The sequence below is a fragment of the Qipengyuania oceanensis genome, from assembly GCF_009827535.1.
Taxonomy (GTDB): domain Bacteria; phylum Pseudomonadota; class Alphaproteobacteria; order Sphingomonadales; family Sphingomonadaceae; genus Qipengyuania_C; species Qipengyuania_C oceanensis.
Genome location: NZ_WTYN01000001.1, coordinates 766,604 through 783,114 on the forward strand (window position 1 = coordinate 766,604; position 16,511 = coordinate 783,114).

The 16,511-nt window shown below is 64.7% G+C and carries 18 protein-coding genes; 7 read left to right on the forward strand and 11 right to left on the reverse strand.

Going from position 1 to position 16,511, the window contains the following annotated elements:
* Positions 1-28: 28 nt before the first annotated feature.
* Genes GRI48_RS03805 through rpmF form a run of 3 tightly spaced genes read right to left on the reverse strand, consistent with a single transcriptional unit; the run spans position 29 to position 2,239 of the window.
* Positions 29-994, reverse strand: coding sequence for a beta-ketoacyl-ACP synthase III (locus GRI48_RS03805; RefSeq protein WP_160671641.1), 966 nt, complete (start codon positions 992-994; stop codon positions 29-31).
* Positions 991-2,037, reverse strand: a complete 1,047-nt coding sequence (gene plsX / locus GRI48_RS03810) for a phosphate acyltransferase PlsX (protein ID WP_160671644.1) — start codon at positions 2,035-2,037, stop codon at positions 991-993. Before plsX ends, GRI48_RS03805 begins: the two co-directional genes overlap by 4 nt.
* A gap of 22 nt (positions 2,038-2,059) precedes the next feature.
* A complete protein-coding gene (gene rpmF / locus GRI48_RS03815) occupies positions 2,060-2,239 on the reverse strand; it encodes a 50S ribosomal protein L32 (RefSeq protein WP_160671647.1) in 180 nt (59 codons plus the stop codon).
* A gap of 194 nt (positions 2,240-2,433) precedes the next feature.
* On the opposite strand from rpmF, the gene GRI48_RS03820 reads away from it, so the two are divergent.
* On the forward strand, positions 2,434-2,829 hold the full coding sequence (locus tag GRI48_RS03820; protein WP_160671650.1) for an MAPEG family protein: 396 nt from the start codon (positions 2,434-2,436) through the stop codon (positions 2,827-2,829).
* Between the two features lie 46 nt (positions 2,830-2,875).
* Here GRI48_RS03820 and GRI48_RS03825 read toward each other — a convergent pair whose 3' ends face one another.
* The gene (locus GRI48_RS03825; RefSeq protein WP_160675344.1) at positions 2,876-3,517 is read right to left on the reverse strand and encodes an MBL fold metallo-hydrolase; all 642 of its coding nucleotides are present in this window, start codon (positions 3,515-3,517) and stop codon (positions 2,876-2,878) included.
* Between the two features lie 216 nt (positions 3,518-3,733).
* On the opposite strand from GRI48_RS03825, the gene GRI48_RS03830 reads away from it, so the two are divergent.
* The 3 genes from GRI48_RS03830 (at position 3,734) to GRI48_RS03840 (ending at position 6,384) form a co-directional block, all read left to right on the forward strand.
* The gene (locus GRI48_RS03830) at positions 3,734-4,342 is read left to right on the forward strand and encodes a J domain-containing protein (protein ID WP_160671653.1); all 609 of its coding nucleotides are present in this window, start codon (positions 3,734-3,736) and stop codon (positions 4,340-4,342) included.
* A 64-nt stretch (positions 4,343-4,406) separates the two neighbouring features.
* The gene (locus tag GRI48_RS03835) at positions 4,407-5,735 is read left to right on the forward strand and encodes a TrkH family potassium uptake protein (RefSeq protein WP_160671656.1); all 1,329 of its coding nucleotides are present in this window, start codon (positions 4,407-4,409) and stop codon (positions 5,733-5,735) included.
* Positions 5,725-6,384 carry a potassium channel family protein gene (locus GRI48_RS03840; RefSeq protein ID WP_237451718.1) on the forward strand — a complete coding sequence of 220 codons (660 nt, stop codon included), beginning with the start codon at positions 5,725-5,727 and terminating at the stop codon, positions 6,382-6,384. The genes GRI48_RS03835 and GRI48_RS03840 overlap by 11 nt, the downstream gene beginning before the upstream one ends.
* A 13-nt stretch (positions 6,385-6,397) precedes the next feature.
* On the opposite strand, the gene GRI48_RS03845 is transcribed toward GRI48_RS03840, so the two are convergent.
* Positions 6,398-7,057: a S24 family peptidase gene (locus tag GRI48_RS03845; RefSeq protein WP_160671659.1), complete on the reverse strand. Its 660-nt coding sequence runs from the start codon at positions 7,055-7,057 to the stop codon at positions 6,398-6,400.
* Between the two features lie 184 nt (positions 7,058-7,241).
* Here GRI48_RS03845 and GRI48_RS03850 point away from each other — a divergent pair, with 184 nt between their 5' ends.
* On the forward strand, positions 7,242-7,451 hold the full coding sequence (locus tag GRI48_RS03850; protein WP_160671662.1) for a hypothetical protein: 210 nt from the start codon (positions 7,242-7,244) through the stop codon (positions 7,449-7,451).
* Positions 7,441-7,794, forward strand: a complete 354-nt coding sequence (locus tag GRI48_RS03855) for a hypothetical protein (RefSeq protein WP_160671665.1) — start codon at positions 7,441-7,443, stop codon at positions 7,792-7,794. The genes GRI48_RS03850 and GRI48_RS03855 overlap by 11 nt, the downstream gene beginning before the upstream one ends.
* Positions 7,795-7,797: 3 nt before the next feature.
* Here GRI48_RS03855 and GRI48_RS03860 read toward each other — a convergent pair whose 3' ends face one another.
* The 6 genes from GRI48_RS03860 to GRI48_RS03885 form a co-directional block, all read right to left on the reverse strand.
* Positions 7,798-8,748: a D-2-hydroxyacid dehydrogenase gene (locus tag GRI48_RS03860; protein ID WP_160671668.1), complete on the reverse strand. Its 951-nt coding sequence runs from the start codon at positions 8,746-8,748 to the stop codon at positions 7,798-7,800.
* Positions 8,745-10,259, reverse strand: coding sequence for a cysteine--tRNA ligase (cysS, locus tag GRI48_RS03865; protein WP_160671671.1), 1,515 nt, complete (start codon positions 10,257-10,259; stop codon positions 8,745-8,747). Before cysS ends, GRI48_RS03860 begins: the two co-directional genes overlap by 4 nt.
* Before the next feature lie 31 nt (positions 10,260-10,290).
* Positions 10,291-10,953, reverse strand: a complete 663-nt coding sequence (locus tag GRI48_RS03870; protein ID WP_160671674.1) for a nitroreductase — start codon at positions 10,951-10,953, stop codon at positions 10,291-10,293.
* On the reverse strand, positions 10,950-12,785 hold the full coding sequence (cobT, locus tag GRI48_RS03875; RefSeq protein WP_160671677.1) for a cobaltochelatase subunit CobT: 1,836 nt from the start codon (positions 12,783-12,785) through the stop codon (positions 10,950-10,952). The genes GRI48_RS03870 and cobT overlap by 4 nt, the downstream gene beginning before the upstream one ends.
* Positions 12,786-12,801: 16 nt before the next feature.
* Positions 12,802-13,458, reverse strand: coding sequence for a fructose-6-phosphate aldolase (gene fsa, locus GRI48_RS03880; protein WP_160671680.1), 657 nt, complete (start codon positions 13,456-13,458; stop codon positions 12,802-12,804).
* 83 nt (positions 13,459-13,541) lie between these two features.
* Positions 13,542-14,240 (reverse strand): DUF4197 domain-containing protein, encoded by a 699-nt coding sequence (locus GRI48_RS03885; RefSeq protein ID WP_160671684.1) that lies wholly within the window; start codon positions 14,238-14,240, stop codon positions 13,542-13,544.
* A gap of 57 nt (positions 14,241-14,297) precedes the next feature.
* Between GRI48_RS03885 and GRI48_RS03890 the strand changes: the two genes are divergently transcribed.
* Positions 14,298-16,475: a primosomal protein N' gene (locus GRI48_RS03890; RefSeq protein WP_160671687.1), complete on the forward strand. Its 2,178-nt coding sequence runs from the start codon at positions 14,298-14,300 to the stop codon at positions 16,473-16,475.
* Positions 16,476-16,511 lie beyond the last annotated feature (36 nt).

Below are 16,511 nucleotides of genomic sequence, written 5' to 3' on the forward strand. Positions count from 1 at the left end.
CATTTGATATAGGTTTTCCGCGGCGAAGTTACATGCGAGCGAGGCTGGCACCCCAGGTGAAGCCACCGCCCATGGCCTCGAACATCACCAGATCGCCCTTCCTGATCCGTCCGTCGGCGACCGCGGTATCGAGCGCGAGCGGGACCGAGGCGGCGGAAGTATTGGCGTGCCGATCGACGGTGACGATAACCTTGTTCTCTTCGATGCCGAGCTTGCGCGCGGTCGCATCGAGGATCCGCTTGTTCGCCTGGTGGGGCACGACCCAGTCGATCTCGTCGGCCGTGACACCTGCTTCGTCGAGCACTTCACCGAGCACCTCGGCGAGATTCACGACTGCGTGGCGGAACACCTCGCGTCCCTTCATCCGCAGCTTGCCGACTGTGCCGGTCGTCGATGGCCCCCCGTCGACATAGAGCAACTCGTTGTGCTGCCCGTCGGCATGGAGGCGGGAAGCGATGATGCCGGGTCCGTTCTCGGCCACGTCCTGCGCTTCCAGCACCACGGCCCCGGCCCCGTCGCCGAAGAGGACGCAGGTGCCGCGATCTTCCCAGTCGAGGATCTTGCTGAATGTTTCCGCGCCGATCACCAGGGCCTTTGTCGCCATCCCGGTGCGCAGCAGCGAATCCGCCGTGGCGAGCGCGTAGAGAAACCCCGAGCACACGGCCGCGACATCGAAGGCGACGCCCCCGTTGCAGCCCAGTTCGTGCTGCACGATCGTGGCGGTCGCCGGAAAGGTCTGGTCCGGAGTCGCGGTCGCCAGCACGATCAGGCCGATGTCCTTCGCATCCACGCCTGCCGCTTTGAGCGCCTTGCGTGACGCCTCGACCGCCAGGCTGGAAGTCGTCTCGCCATCGCCCGCGATATAGCGCTGGGTGATTCCGGTCCGCTCTACGATCCACTCGTCGCTGGTGTCGACCTTCGCCGCCAGCTCCTCGTTCGACATGCAATGTTTCGGCAGAGCCGAGCCGGTACCGGTTATCACCGAGCGGATCATTTCCCTGCGCCTTCGCCAACGCGCGTCCGGTCGACCTCGGCAAGATCGGCAGCGATGCGTTCGGTGATGCTGTTCTCGAGCAGGCGCGCCGTCACCGCCACCGCATTGGCGACGCCCTGCGCGTTGGCGCTGCCGTGACTTTTCACGACAACACCGTTGAGGCCAAGAAAGACCGCGCCGTTGTGGTTGTTCGGATCGAGATGGTGCTTGAGCAATTCGGTCGCCGGTCGGGACACGAGGAACCCGATCTTGGACCGGACCGAGCTGGTGAAGGCATTGCGCAGCAGGTCGGTGACGAACCGCGCCGCTCCCTCGATCGCCTTGAGCGCGATATTTCCGGAGAAACCGTCGGTCACGACGACATCGCAATCGCCACGGTTGATCTTGTCGGCCTCGATGAAGCCGTCGAACTGGAGCGAGAGGCCGGTCGCGCTGCGCAGCGCGGCAGCCGCGTCCTGCAACTGGTCGGTACCCTTGATCTCTTCGGTGCCGATGTTGAGCAGGCGGACGCGCGGCGCCTCCCGCCCGGTCACGATCCGCGAATAGGCAGCGCCCATGACGGCGAACTGGATCAGGTTGCGCGCATCGCATTCGGTATTCGCGCCGAGGTCGAGCATGACGACATCGTCGTCGCCGAGCGTCGGGAGTAGTGCGGCGAGCGCGGGCCGGTCGATACCCGGCATCGTGCGCAGGGCCAGCTTGCTCATGGCCATCAGCGCGCCGGTATTGCCAGCGCTGACCGCGGCTCCGGCATCGCCCGCCTTCACCGCGTTGACGGCGAGGCCCATGGAGGTGGTCTTCGCACGGCGAAGGGCCTGGGTCGGCTTCTCGTCGCCCGCAACGACATCTTCGCAGTGCAGGATTTCGGACGCACCGGACATGCCCGGGTGCGTTTCGAGCGCACGCTTGATGCGAGGCTCGTCGCCGACGAGAAGAAACTTGAAACGGTCGTGACTGCGCCGCGCGAGCGCAGCCCCTTCGACCATCACCCGCACGCCTTCATCGCCGCCCATCGCATCGATAGCGATACGCGGCAAAGTCATGGCAATCTCCGGCTAACGGCTATTAAAGGCCGACGGCGACGATCTCGCGACCGTTGTAATAACCGCAATGCGGGCACAGATTGTGCGGACGCTTCAGTTCGCCGCAGTTCGAGCACTCGTGATGAGCTTCGACCTTGAGCGAATCGTGCGAACGGCGGTTGCCGCGGCGGTGGGGCGATACTTTTCTTTTGGGTACAGCCATTGCGGCACCTGTTCCTGTAAATTCAATCTGTTGATCGGGGCCGCTCTAGGCCAAGCAACAGCGGCGCACAAGTGCACGCCCCGATGGCCCGGCTCTTCACGGTGAAGGCGCGCCCTATACCTGTTTTTCGCCCGCTTGCAAGGCTTGTGGCACGAAGGTAGCACCGTAACGGGTCGATGCGAGAGGGGACACGCATGCTCACGATACCTGTAACGCTGATTTCGGTCGCGGTTGCCGCGCTCATCAACCTGTGGCTGGCGATCCGGGTCGGCCAGATGCGCGGCACGACCAAGACCATCCACGGCGACGATGCTGGCGGTCCGCTCACCCGGCGCATGCGGGCGCAGCTCAATTTCGTCGAGAACACGCCATTCGTGCTATTCCTGATCCTGGCACTGGAACTGGAAGGGCGCACGGGCCTGTGGCTGGCGATCGTCGCAGCGGTCTATTTCGTCGGCCGGATCCTGCACGGGATCGGAATGGACGGTGACGGTCCGACCAAGCCGCGCATGATCGGAACCGTCGTTACCATGCTGACGCTGCTCGGTCTGTCGGTCTACGCGATCCTGGTATGGCTGGCGCTGATCTGACCCGAAAAAGTCGATCGGCGCTTCGTAACCGGCCGATCGCTACGGCCTATGACAAGGCGTAGTCGCTGACGAACGCGTTGGTCTGCCGCTCGCGGCCGAATGTGCTGACCGGTCCGTGCCCGGGAATGAAGGTGACATCGTTGCCCAGCGGCCAGAGCTTTTGCGTGATCGCGTCGATCAGGTCCTGGTGATTGCCCTTGGGAAAATCGGTCCGCCCGATGCTCCCCTGGAACAGGACGTCGCCGACGATCGCGAACTTGCTCGGCTCGTGGTAGAACACGACGTGCCCGGGCGTGTGACCGGGACAGTGGATAACGTCCAGCGTCAGCTCGCCCACGGTGACCGTGTCGCCGTCTTCCAGCCAGCGGGTCGGCTCGAAACTGTGCGCTTCCATGCCGTAGCGGGCACCGTCGCCGTCCAGTTTCTCGATCCAGAAGATGTCGTCCTTGTGCGGCCCTTCGATCGGCAGGCCGAGCTCCTCGGCCAGCATGCCGGTCTGGCCGCAATGGTCGAGATGGCCATGCGTCACGAGCAGTTTCTCGAGCGTGACCCCGGCCTGTGCTACGCCAGCCTTCAACTTGTCGAGATCGCCCCCGGGATCGACCAGTGCGCCCTTCATCGTCTTCGTGCACCAGATCAGCGAGCAGTTCTGCTGCAGGGGAGTGACAGGCATGATCGCTGCCTTCATGGGCGGGATCGGCTTGGATGCTTCGGTCATGGTTTTGAAATGGCTTGGTGCGAGAGTGATTGCAAGCAGGGCGTGGGCGCGATCGCGTTTCGCTCTTGAAACCAGTAGGGCCTTTGTCGAAAGAGACAGGTAACGCGCACGGCGTAAGAAGGCGCGATGGGTGCTGCAAGGTTAGGAACGGGACGCGCCTGGTCGGCGCGTGAACAGGGGCCCGAAATGGAAAGCAGCCAGGATTTCATCGATTATTACGACGTGTTGCAGGTCGATCCGAACTGCGACGCGCGAATTCTCGAGATCGCCTATCATTACTTCGCCAAGATGTATCACCCGGACCACGCCGAAACGGCCAACCCGGACAAGTTCAACTCGGTCGTCGAAGCCTATCGCGTCCTACGGAATCCGGAGAAGCGGGAAGAATACAACCGCGTCTACGCGCTCAATCGTGAACAACCGCCGCGGACGGTCCATATCGAGCGCGAACTCGAGATCGACGAAAGCACCGCGATCGACGACGAGGCGATTCGCGAGAAGATTCTGCTCCACCTCTACAAGCGACGGCGGGAAAACCCGTCCGATCCGGGCGTGATCGGCTGGCTGTTGCAGGAAGCGCTCGAGTGCAGCGACGAACAGTTCGATTTCCACATGTGGTATCTCAAGGCCAAGGGGCTGATCGCGATCACGGAGGACAGCGGGCTGGCGATCACGATCGAGGGTGTCGACCACATCATCGCGACCGCCCGCGCCAAGCCCGAACCGCAATTGCTGATCGACAAGGTCGTCGACGAGGTGATCTTCGCCGAAGGCGCCGCTGCCGAAGAGGAATAGGCGACTTCACGCAGCGCGCGTTTCGCGCTTTACAGAGGCGCGAACGAAGCCCAGCGGCAAGCTGATGGCCGCGCTGCGCGATCCGATTCGACTGATTCCCTTGCTGTTTGCAGGCCTGATCGTGCTCGGCACACTGGTCCTTTCGCTTCCGGTCTCGACCAGCGACGCGAACGGTGCACCCTTCATGACCGCATTCTTCACCGCGACCTCGGCCGTCGCCGTGACGGGGCTGATCGTCGCTGACACGCCGGTCTACTGGTCGACCTTCGGCCAGGTGGTGATCCTCGCACTGTTCCAGATCGGCGGCTTCGGAATCATGACGGCAGCGACGCTGTTCGGCCTGATGGTCGGTCGCGGATTCGGCCTGCGCGACCGGATGGCGACTCAGGTCGAGCGCAATCGGCTGGAGACCGGAGACGCGGCCTCCGCGCTGCGACTGATCTTCGCGATCACGCTCACGGTCGAGGGTGTTGTGGCCGTGGCCCTCGCGATGCGCTTTGCCACCAGCTACGATATCTCTGCGCTGTCAGCCCTGTGGCACGGCATCTTCCATTCGGTCAGCGCCTTCAACAACGCCGGCTTTTCGAGCTTCTCGGACAGCGTGATGGGTTTTCAGGACGATCCGCTGGTACTGGGGCCGATCATGTTCGCAGTCGTCCTCACAGCGCTGGGCTTTCCGGTCATGCAGGACGTGCGGCTGCGCGGTCTGCGCTGGCGGCTCTACTCGCTCCATTCGAAGATCACCGTGGTCGGCACGGCCGCCTTGCTGGCACTGGGTTTCTTCGCGATCCTGGCGATGGAATGGAGCAACCCCGATACGCTCGGGCCGATGGCAGCAGGCTCCAAGATGCTCAACGCCGCCTTTCATTCGGTCATGCCGCGCACTGCCGGGTTCAACAGCCTCGACGTCGGAGCATTCCACGACGAGACGATCATGATGAATTTCTTTTTGATGTTCGTCGGCGGCGGCAGCGCGGGAACGGCAGGCGGCATCAAGGTCACGACATTCGTCGTCCTGTTCGTGCTAGTCGCATCGGAGGTTTCCGGTAGCCGCGATGCCAATCTGTTCAATCGCCGCTTCGGCGGATCGATCGCGCGTCAGGCCCTGACGGTCACTGTCCTGGCCGCCTCGATCATCTTTCTCGCGACGACCTATATCGCGTCGATCAGCCCCCTGCCACTCGACCACATCCTGTTCGAATGCATCTCCGCCTTTTCGACCGTCGGCATGTCGACCGGCATCACCGCAGACCTGCCCGCATCCGCGCTTATCGTCCTGTGCGTGCTGATGTTCGTCGGCAGGGTGGGAACCATCACGGTAGCTACCGCGCTGGCTCTGGGCGAGCGCAAGCGCCTTTACCGCTATCCCGAGGAGGATCCGATTGTCGGCTGAGAAACGCAAACCCGTTCTGGTAATCGGCCTGGGCCGCTTCGGTGGCGCCGTCGCCCTGACGCTGGAGCGGATGGGGCACGAGGTGCTGGCAGCCGATCTCGACCCGCGGCTGGTGGAGGAATTCGCCGGCGAAGTCACCAAGGCGGTGGAGGCCGATTGCACCGATGTCGCCGTCCTGCGCCAGCTGGGCGTCGCCGATTTTGAGGCGGCGGTCGTCGCCATCGGCACGGATATCGAGGCGAGCGTGCTGGCCGTCCTCGCACTGGCGGACGTGGGACTGACGAACATCTGGGCGAAAGCGGTCAACGAGAACCACGCGCGCATCCTCGAGCGGATCGGGGCCGCCCACGTCGTATTCCCCGAACAGCGCATGGGCGAACGGGTCGCTCGCTTGCTCAACGAGCGACTTCTCGATTTCATCGCGTTCGGCGACGAATTCGCGATCGCGCGGCTGCGCGCTCCCGAGCCGATCGTGGGTCTGCCCCTGATGACCAGCGAATGTCGCAGGAAATACAAGGTCACGGTGGTCGGCGTAAAACGCAAGGGCGAGGATTTCATCCACGCCGTGCCGGATACGCTGGTCTTCCCAGACGACGAACTGGTGGTCAGCGGACGCATCCCGGACATCGAGGAATTCTCGGCGATTTGATCGCCGCGGCGCGCTAGACCCGCCCGCCCTTCCACACGACCCTGCCGATGATCGCGATCTCGTCGAACGCGACCTCGACCGGAGGGTACGCCAGGTTCTGGCTCAGCAAAGTAAGCCTGCCCGGCCCCGACGATGCAAGCCGCTTGACCATCAGCGTGTCGCCCATGCGAACGACGTGTACCCCGTCGCGAAACGGGCGCGGCGTGCGATCCACCAGGATTTCGTCCCCGTCGCGCAGCAGCGGTTCCATCGAATCGCCCTCCACCGTGATCGCCGACAACTGCGCGCCCTCCAGCCCCTGTTCGCGCAGCCAGCGGCGCGAGAAGCGGAACGCGTCGAACGCCTCCTCGCGCTCGGCAAGCGCACCCGGGCCTGCCGACGCGCCGAGCGGCAGGCGCCCCACGTCGACCCATTCGGGCGCTGCATCTGCCGGAACATAGGAATTTCCCTCAGGCGCACCCAGTTCACGCTCGTCCACGCCGAAGAACTGCGCCAGCATCCGCCGGTCGCGTTCCTCCAGCCTGCGCGGCGAGCCCTTGCGAATGAATTGCTGGAGATAGGCCGCATTGCGCCCGAGCATGGCAGATAGCGAGGCCAGGCTCGCGCCATTTTCCTGCGACAATTCAAGCAATCGCTGTCGTTCGGGCTCGTTCTGCCAAACCTGTGCCGTCATGCGCCTTCTCCTTCGCCCGGCATGGCCGACGGCGAGTTTATCTCAACCCTCCGGATAAATACCGGGTTTCCCGAGAATATTCCTATACCATAGGATTTTTCCTAGACAAGTAGGATTTGGACTGGAACGAATCAGGAACACAACGTCGCACAGACATTCGATTCGTCCAACTGGGGAGCGCCAAATGCTGATCCGATCCGTCGAGAAATTCCTTCGTACCTATGACATGCCCGCGACCAAATTCGGGCGTCTGGCCGCGCACGATCCGCGGTTCGTCCTCGATCTAAGGATGGGGCGCATTCCGCGCCAGCAGACCGAGGCCCGGATCGTCGCTTTCATGGCCGGCTTCGAAGCCGCCGGTCAGCACAAGCGGGTGAGCGCAAATGTCGGTTGAGGCACACATCGGGCGCGCACCGCGCATTCGCAGAACCGCTGCCGACCGGCTGCGCGAAGCAGTGCTGGCGCTTGCCCAGCATCGGGGACAGTTGATCGAACACCACGAAAAGCCGTGGGCCAGCATCACCTTTGCTGGTGCGCGGCATACGCTCTCGCTGCTGTTCATGGGCGACGACGCAGTGGCAGCGGGCGAGGAACTGCTCGCCGCCCTGCCCGATCACGAGTTCGCGATCCCGGGCCAGCTGGTCGCGGATGCGAACGTCATCTCTGTCGAGCACCGGCTGCTGCCGACCCCGCGCATGGCGATTACCTGCGAGCTGTTGCTGTTAGAGGATGCCTAGCCGTCAGTAGCCGAGCGCAAGGTCCATCTGCGGGCTGAGCGGTTCGCCGGTGCGATACCGCTCGAGGTTTTCGAGGAAACGGTCGGCGCTGCGCTGGAACATCTTGGTCTGCGCCCGTCCCGACAGATGCATGGTGACCTGCGCGTTGTGCAGGTCCCACAGCGGGTGATCTGCGGGCAAGGGTTCCGGGTCGGTAACGTCGAGCAGCGCCGCTTCGATCCGGTCTTCCTTCAGCGCATCGACGAGAGCGCCCTGGTCGATCACGTCGCCGCGCGCGATGTTCACGATCACGGCATTGGGCCGCATGGCGGCGAGTTCAGCCGCGCCGATCATCCCGACCGTTTCCGGCGTCGAGGGGACTGCGAGCACGATCCAGTCGAAATCGCCGAGGCGACCACGCCATTCGGTCGGCTTCAGCGAATCGCCTTCGCCCGAGCGGCGCACCGGCATCACGCTCATGTCGAAGGCTTCGAGCCGGGTTTTGACGAGCGAACCGATCGCTCCGAGGCCGAGCAACAGCACCCGCTCGCCCGCCAGTTCGCGCTTGCCCGGGCTATCGGTCAACCATTCCTTGCGGTCCATCGCGCGCACGACCTCGCGATAGCCCTTGGCATGGGCAAGCATCAGCATGACGGTATATTCGGCGATGGTGAGCGCGTTGATGCCGACCCCGTTGGTCACCGTGACGCCGCGTTCGGCGAGCAGGTCGAGCGGCATGAAATCGAGTCCTGCGTAGATGGAGTTCATCCACTTGAGGTTCGTCGCGGCCTTCGCCGTGTCGATCATCGCCTGCTTGTCGTTCATGTCGAACCAGCCGATCTCGGCTTCCGACGCGACTTGCTGCGCTTCCTCGGCCGTCATGAACCAGCGCGGTTCCACCCATTCGGGCAGGCGCGGCTCTATCAGCGGCCGGATCATGCCCGACAGCGCCGCAACCGTTTTCGTATCGCTCATAATTTCCACTCCCAGCCCAGCGGATCGCCGTCCATGACTTCAACGCCCTTTGCACCGAGTTCGGCGCGGATGGCATCGGATGTCGCGAAGTCCTTCGCCATGCGCGCCTCCTTGCGGCGGATCAGCGCGGCCTCGATCTCCGCCTCGGTGATTTCCACGCCCGCGGGGCGAATACGCAATTCCTCACGCGGAACGATCGCAATGCCGAGCGGCCACAACATGGCGAGCGCAAGGTCTGCCTTCTGATCGATCGGCACTTTCTTTGTGGCGATGACTTCTTCGAGCGCGGTCAGGGCGACCGAGGTGTTGAGATCGTCGCACAGCGCGGCTTCGAATTTTTCGAGCAGCGGCACCAGTTTCGCATCGTCGATCGTGCCTCGCAGCGCATCTATCCGCGTCGGCGGAGGAGGAACGACCGGATTGCCATGGGCTGCGAAGTGCGCGTCCTGGACCTGGCGCAGCCCCATCACCATCCGTTTGAGGCGGGTCAGCGCGGCAGTCAGGCCTTCCCAGGTAAACTCCAGTTCGCTGCGGTAATGCGCCTGCAGGCACATCAGCCGGTAGGCGAGCGGGTGGTAGCCGCGATCGACCAGCGTCTGCAGCGTGAGGAACTCGCCGGTCGATTTCGACATCTTCCCGAGGCTGCCCGATTCCCTGCGATCGACGAGGAAATTGTTGTGCATCCAGATCCGCGCGCCGGTGTCGGGCGAGCAGCCGTGCGCCTGGTTCTGGGCGATCTCGTTCGGGTGGTGAATTTCCCGGTGGTCGATCCCGCCGGTGTGAATGTCGAACGGGTGGCCGAGCAGTTCGGCGCTCATCACCGAACATTCGATATGCCAGCCGGGTGCACCCCTGCCCCACGGCGAATCCCATTCCATCTGCCGGTTCTCGCCCGCAGGCGTCGTGCGCCAGATCGCGAAGTCGGCGGCATTGCGCTTGCCATCCACCGTATCGATCCGGCCCTCGCCCCCGTCTTCCATGGCATCGGTGACCGCGCGCGCCAGCCGCCCGTATTCGGGCACGGTGGTGACATCGAAGTAGAGCCCAGTGTCGAGGCGGTAGCAGTGCTTCTCCTCGATCTCCTTGCCCCATGCGATCATCGCCTCGACGTAATCGGTCGCCTTCGGATGTTGCGGCTTGCGGATGTTGAGCCGCGCGAGATCGGCCTCGAACACGTCCTGGTAATGACGCGCGATGTCCCACGCGCTCTTGCCCTGGCTCGCGGCGGCCTTTTCCATCTTGTCGTCGCCCGCATCGGCATCGCTCGTCAGATGGCCGACATCGGTGATGTTGATGACGTGGGTGAGGTCGTAGCCTTTCCAGCTCAGCGTCCGGCCGAGCGTGTCGGCAAAGACATAGGCGCGCATATTGCCGATGTGCTGGTAGTTGTAGACCGTCGGCCCGCAGGTATAGACGCGCGCCTCGCCCGGATGGAGCGGCTCGAAAGTCTCGAGCGCGCGGGTCAGCGAATTGAACAGCTTCAAGTCGGTACTGGGCGGGGCATCAGTCATCGGGCGGCTTTGCGAGCCACGCGGCAGAGCGTCAATCCCAACCGAGAAACTTTACCTGCTCGTCCAGCGGGACGCGCTCGCGTTCGAAATTGTTGATCGGTGCGTCCGGGTCCCGGTAGCCGATCGCCATGCCGCAGAAGACCATGTAGCGATCGTGGTCGAGGCCGAGGAAATCGCGGATCGTCTTGGGATAGAGGCCCATGAATTCCTGGAAGCAGCTGTCCAGCCCTTCCTCGCGCAGCAGCAACGCCACGGTCTGGAGCCACATGCCCGTGTCGGACCATTGCGCCTCTTTCATCAGGCGGGGGAAATAGCACAGCAGCAGGACCGGCGCTCCGAAGCTGGTAGTGTTGCGCGCCATCGCCTTCATGCGCGCTTCGGTGTCGCCCCGCTCGATCCCGAGCGCGCCGAACATTCCGGCGGAAACCCGGTTCAACCTTTGCTTGTAGGCATCTTCCTGGCCCGGAGCGGTCCAGTCGTATTCGGCTGCCTGGGGGCCGTCGGCAGCCATCCTGGCCTGCAAATCGGCCAGCGGCTGGCCGGTCAGGATGCTCGCTTCCCAGGGCTGGTAATTGCACCCGGAGGCCGCCCAGCGCGCGGTGTCCATCACCCTGCGGATGGTTTCGAGATCGACCGCCCGATCCGAGAAGTCCCGGACGGATCGGCGACTCTTGACTGCTTCGGTGACGTTCAACGCTTTCTCCCCTTGTCGATGTCGAACAGGTCGGCGAGCTGTTCGATAATCGTTCCGCCGAGTTGTTCGACGTCCATGATCGTGACCGATCGCTTGTAATAGCGGGTGACATCGTGGCCGATACCGATGGCCGCGAGCTGGACCGGAGACTGCCGCTCGATCCAGTCGATCACCTTGCGCAGATGGCTCTCCAGATAGCCCGCGGAATTCACGCTGAGGGTCGAATCGTCGACCGGCGCGCCATCCGAAATCACCATCAGGATCCGGCGCTCTTCGGTCCGGCGGACCAGCCGGTCGTGCGCCCAGAGCAGCGCCTCGCCGTCGATGTTTTCCTTGAGGATGCCTTCGCGCATCATCAGGCCAAGGTTGCGGCGCGCGCGGCGCCACGGTTCGTCGGCCTGCTTGTAGATTATGTGCCGCAGGTCGTTGAGCCGGCCGGGCTGCGGCAGCTTGCCATCGGCGAGCCATTTCTCGCGGCTCTGGCCGCCCTTCCACGCGCGGGTGGTGAAGCCGAGGATCTCGACCTTCACGCCGCAGCGTTCGAGCGTGCGGGCGAGGATGTCGGCACTGATCGCGGCGATCGAGATCGGCCGCCCGCGCATCGAGCCCGAATTGTCGATCAGCAGCGTGACGACGGTATCCTTGAACTCCTGCTCGCGCACGACCTTGTAATTGAGCGCGTGGGCCGGGCTGACGACCACCCGCGCCAGCCGCGAGGTGTCGAGGACGCCTTCTTCCTGGTCGAAATCCCAGCTGCGGTTCTGCTGCGCCATCAGCCGCCGTTGCAGCCGATTGGCGAGCCGAGTGACCACGCCCTGCAGGCCGGTCAGCTGGCTGTCGAGATAGGTGCGCAGCCGGTTCAGTTCCTCGGTGTCGCACAGGTCCTGCGCCTCGACCACCTCGTCGAACTGCGTGGTGTAGGTCTTGTAGTCGAAGCCTTCGGGCAGTTCGGTCCACGGGCGGTTCGGGCGAACCGGCATCATGCCTTCCTCGCCCTCGTCGGAGGCTTCGCCCTCCTCCATCTCGCCGTCGGCTTCTACCTCGCTGTCGGTTTCGCCCTCGCCTTCGCCTTCGGCCAGCTCGCCGGCCATTTCGGCAGACTGCGGATCGCCTTCCGCGCCTTCATCCTCGCCGTCGGTGTCGTCCTCGTCCTGGCCGTCCTCGTCCTCGCCCTCGTCGTTCTCGGTAGAATCCTGCTGGTCCTGCGGCTGGGTCAGGTCGAGATGCCGCAGCATGTCGAGCGCAAGGTTCTGGAACGCGCGCTGGTCGTCGAGCGAGAGTGCGAGCGAAGCCATGTCGCCGCCGGCCTTTTCCTCGATCCACTCGCGGACCATGTCGACGCCGCGCCGTGCCGCCTGCGGTATCTCCTGCCCGGTCAGCTGTTCGCGCAGCATCAGAGACAGCGCGGTGGCGACCGGCACGTCCTCGGCCGTCTGCGCCCGTGCGATCGGGTCGGAGGCTGCGCGCATGTTGGCCGAATGGCCCAAGTTCGTGCGCATCCCAGGAAAATTGTTCGCGCCCAGGGCCTCGTAGCGCACCTGCTCGATCGCGTCGTAGCAGGCGCGAGCCAGCGGCTCGGCAGGCATCCCCGCCGCGTGGGTCGCCTCGTCGTGATGGCGCAGGCGGAGCGAGAAGCTGTCGGCGAAGCCGCGCGCTTCCTGCGCCTGTTCGCGCGGCACGTCGCGGCCGGGCAGCGGCACGCGGAAGTTCTTGCCGGCGGAACTGGGCGAATCGGCGCTCCAGGCGACTTCGACCTCGGGCTCGCGCGCGATCGCGCGGGCAGCGCCGGTCAGCGCCTGCTTGAAACGATCGAGGGGTGTCTCTTCTGCCAAGTCGCGGGTCGTCCGTTCAGCGCAGGATCGACTGGCCGGTCGCTTCCCAGTCCTTGAGGAAGCCTTCGATACCCTTGTCGGTCAGCACGTGGTTGAACAGCGACTTGATGACCTTGGGCGGCGCGGTCATCACGTCGGCCCCGATCTTCGCGCTTTCCAGCACATGGGTCACGTGCCGCACGCTCGCGACGAGGATCTGGGTCTCGTAATCGTAATTGTCGTAGATCAGGCGGATGTCCTCGATCAGTTCCATGCCGTCGAAGCCGTTGTCGTCGTGCCGGCCGACGAAGGGCGAGACGAAGGTCGCCCCGGCCTTGGCCGCGAGCAGCGCCTGGTTGGCGGAAAAGCACAGCGTCACGTTGACCATCGTGCCGTCGTCGGTCAGCGCCTTGCAGGTCTTTAGCCCGTCGATCGTCAGGGGAACCTTGATGCAGACATTATCCGCCAGCCGCCTGAGGACATCAGCTTCCTTCATCATCGTCTCGTGATCGAGCGCGACCACTTCGGCGCTCACCGGCCCATCGACGATGGCGCAGATCTCCTTGGTCACTTCCATGAAATCGCGACCGGACTTGGCAATCAGCGAAGGATTGGTCGTCACCCCGTCGAGCAGGCCGGTTTCGGCCAGCTCCCTGATGTCGGCGATTTCGGCGGTGTCGGCAAAGAATTTCATGGTCGGCTCAGGCTCCGGGGGTGCTGGCAATGCGATTCCCCCAGAGCCTTAGCCAACCAATTGCCGGTCGGCTAGAGCGCGGCCTAGAGCGCCGCGTCCGCCCCGAAGACGCCGATGATCAGAGGGTCGTTGGTAGCGCGCGGATTGCGCCTGATCTCGGACTCCTCGAAGCCGATCTCGCGCCAGATCGTGTTGTCGATATTGCCCGCAACGCGCGTGGCGATCGTGCCGACTTCGGTGCCGGTCACCGCGCCGAGCAATTGCCCGACCAGCGGATCGCTTGCCACCCGCATCGCGGTGCCGAGTTCGGGGACCATCGCCTCGACCAGGCTCATGCCCATTTCCTGGCGCAGGAAACTTGTCGCAGCGGTCGGCCCGCCACGCACCAGGTCGATCGCGTTCTGCACGCCGATCACTCGCACGGTGTCGCGAACCAGCGGCGCGGCCCGTTCCGCACCGCGGTAGGCGACTTCGCCAAACGCGTCCTGCAATCGGTCCTTGAACAACGCGGACGTCAGGATTCGCGACAGGATGTCTCCCCGCGTGCCGAGAAAGTTGCCGAGGCCCAGCGAGGCGACCTGGTCGTCCCAGAAGCCCCCACCGCTCAACATCCGGGCAAAGGCCCGGTCGCTCGACAGGAACAGCAGCCGCTGGATCGCATCCGTCAGGCCGTAGCCACCCAACCCGCCGGCACAGCCGCCCAGCGACAGCACCACGCCGCCCGCGCCGATCCCGGCCAGAAAGCTGCGGCGCGTCGGGACACTTTTCATCAAATCGGACATTTCTCGTCTCCTCGCCTTGCCGCGCCCACACCGCGAGGCCCATATGAGGCGCACGCCATGAACCGCGTTCGCCTCCTCGTCTTGAATGCCGCACTCGGCCCGCTCGACTATCGGGTTCCCGAAGGAACCCGGGTCATGCCCGGGCAGGTCGTCATCGCTCCGCTCGGGCCGCGCCAGGTCACCGGCATCGCCTGGGAGGAAGAACACCTCCCGAGCGAGCGGGTTCCGGATGCGAAACTGCGCCCGATTCTGGAGATTCTGCCTGTCCCGCCGCTGAATGCCGCGTTGCGGCGGCTGATCGAATGGACGGCGGACTATTATTGTGCGCCGCTTGCCTCGGTCGCGCGGATGGCGTTGTCGAGCGGTGGCGCGCTCAAGGGCCCGGCGACGACCACCGAATATCGCCTGTCGGGCGGCTTGCCCGAACGCATGACCGCCCAGCGCGAGGCGGCGATGGAAGCGCTGGAAGGCGAGCAGGCGACGATCCGCGAACTGTCCGGCATCGCGGGCGTTTCCGAAGGCGTGCTGCGCGGCCTCGTAAACCAGGGCGTGCTGGAACCGGTGGAGGTGGACATCGACCGTCCCTATCCCGCCGCCGATCCCGCCTTTGCAGAGCCGGACCTGTCGCCGGACCAGCAGGCAGTCGCCGACCGGCTGGTCAAGGCAGTCGAGGCGAGGGAATTCGCGCCGTTCCTGCTCGACGGAGTGACCGGATCGGGCAAGACCGAAACCTATTTCGAGCCGGTGGCCGCTGCGCTCCAGGCCGGGCGGCAGGTGCTCGTGCTGCTGCCCGAGATTGCGCTGACCGAAGCCTTCCTCAAGCGGTTCGAGGATCGTTTCGGTGTGCCGCCGGTGCTGTGGCATTCCTCGCTCAAGTCGACCGAGCGGCGGCGAGCCTGGCGCGCGATCGCCAACGGCCCCGCGCGCGGCGGCGCACAGGTCGTGGTCGGCGCGCGTTCTGCCCTGTTCCTGCCCTACGCCAACCTCGGGCTGATCGTGGTCGACGAGGCGCACGAGGTCAGCTTCAAGCAGGACGACGGGGTACGCTACAACGCCCGTGACGTGGCCGTGATGCGCGCCCATTTCGAGCGGATCCCGGTGGTTCTCGCCAGCGCGACCCCAGCGATCGAGAGCCTGCAAATGGCGCAGTCCGGCACGTACGAGCGGCTGGAACTGGCGAGCCGCTACGGCGGGGCGGAACTGCCCGAGATCAGGACCGTCGACCTGACCGAGTACAAGCCGGGCCATGGCGCGTGGCTAGCCGAACCGCTGGTCGAGGCGATGGAAGAACGCCTGGAACGCGGCGAACAGGTGCTGCTGTTCCTCAACCGGCGCGGCTACGCCCCGCTGACTCTGTGTCGCAATTGCGGATACCGTTTCCAGTGCCCCAATTGCAGCGCATGGCTGGTGGAGCACCGGTTTTCCGCGCGGCTCGCCTGCCATCACTGCGGCCACGAAGTACCTTCGCCCGACACCTGCCCCGAATGCGGCGAGCCCGATTGTCTCGTCGCGTGCGGACCGGGCGTGGAGCGGATCGCGGACGAGGTCGCCGAACGCTTCCCCGAGGCGCGCACGGTGGTCGCCACCTCGGACACGCTGTCGAGCCCCGGACGCGCGGCCGAATTCGTCGCGCTGGTCGAGAGCGGGCTGGTCGATGTCATCGTCGGCACGCAACTGGTAACCAAGGGGTTCCATTTCCCCGAGCTGACGCTGGTCGGCGTGATCGATGCCGACCTCGGCCTGGAAGGCGGAGACCTGCGCGCAGCGGAGCGGACCTTCCAGCAGATCGCACAGGTCGCGGGCCGTGCCGGACGCGGTTCAAAGCCTGGCAAAGTGCTGCTCCAGACGCGTCATCCCAAAGCCCCCGTCATCGCGGCGCTGGCGAGCGGCGAGCGCGACGCGTTCTACGAAACCGAGACCGAGATGCGGCGCGACGCGGGCGCTCCGCCCTTCGGTCGCTGGGCGGCGATCATCATCTCATCCGAAGACGAGGCCGAAGCACGCGAAGCGGCCCGCAAGCTGGGCGATACCCGGCCCAACCTGCCAGACATGTCGATCTTCGGTCCGGCGCCCGCCCCGCTCGCCCTGCTGCGGGGTCGCTACCGCTATCGCCTGCTGGTTAGCGCAAAGCGCAGTGTCGACCTGCAGGGGGCGATCCGTCGCTGGCTGGGCGGGATCAATCACCCGAACGGCGTTCGCGTCGGTATCGATATCGATCCCTACAGCTTCGTGTAGGGTGACCGCCAAGGCAGACCGAATCAGGGAGAAAAT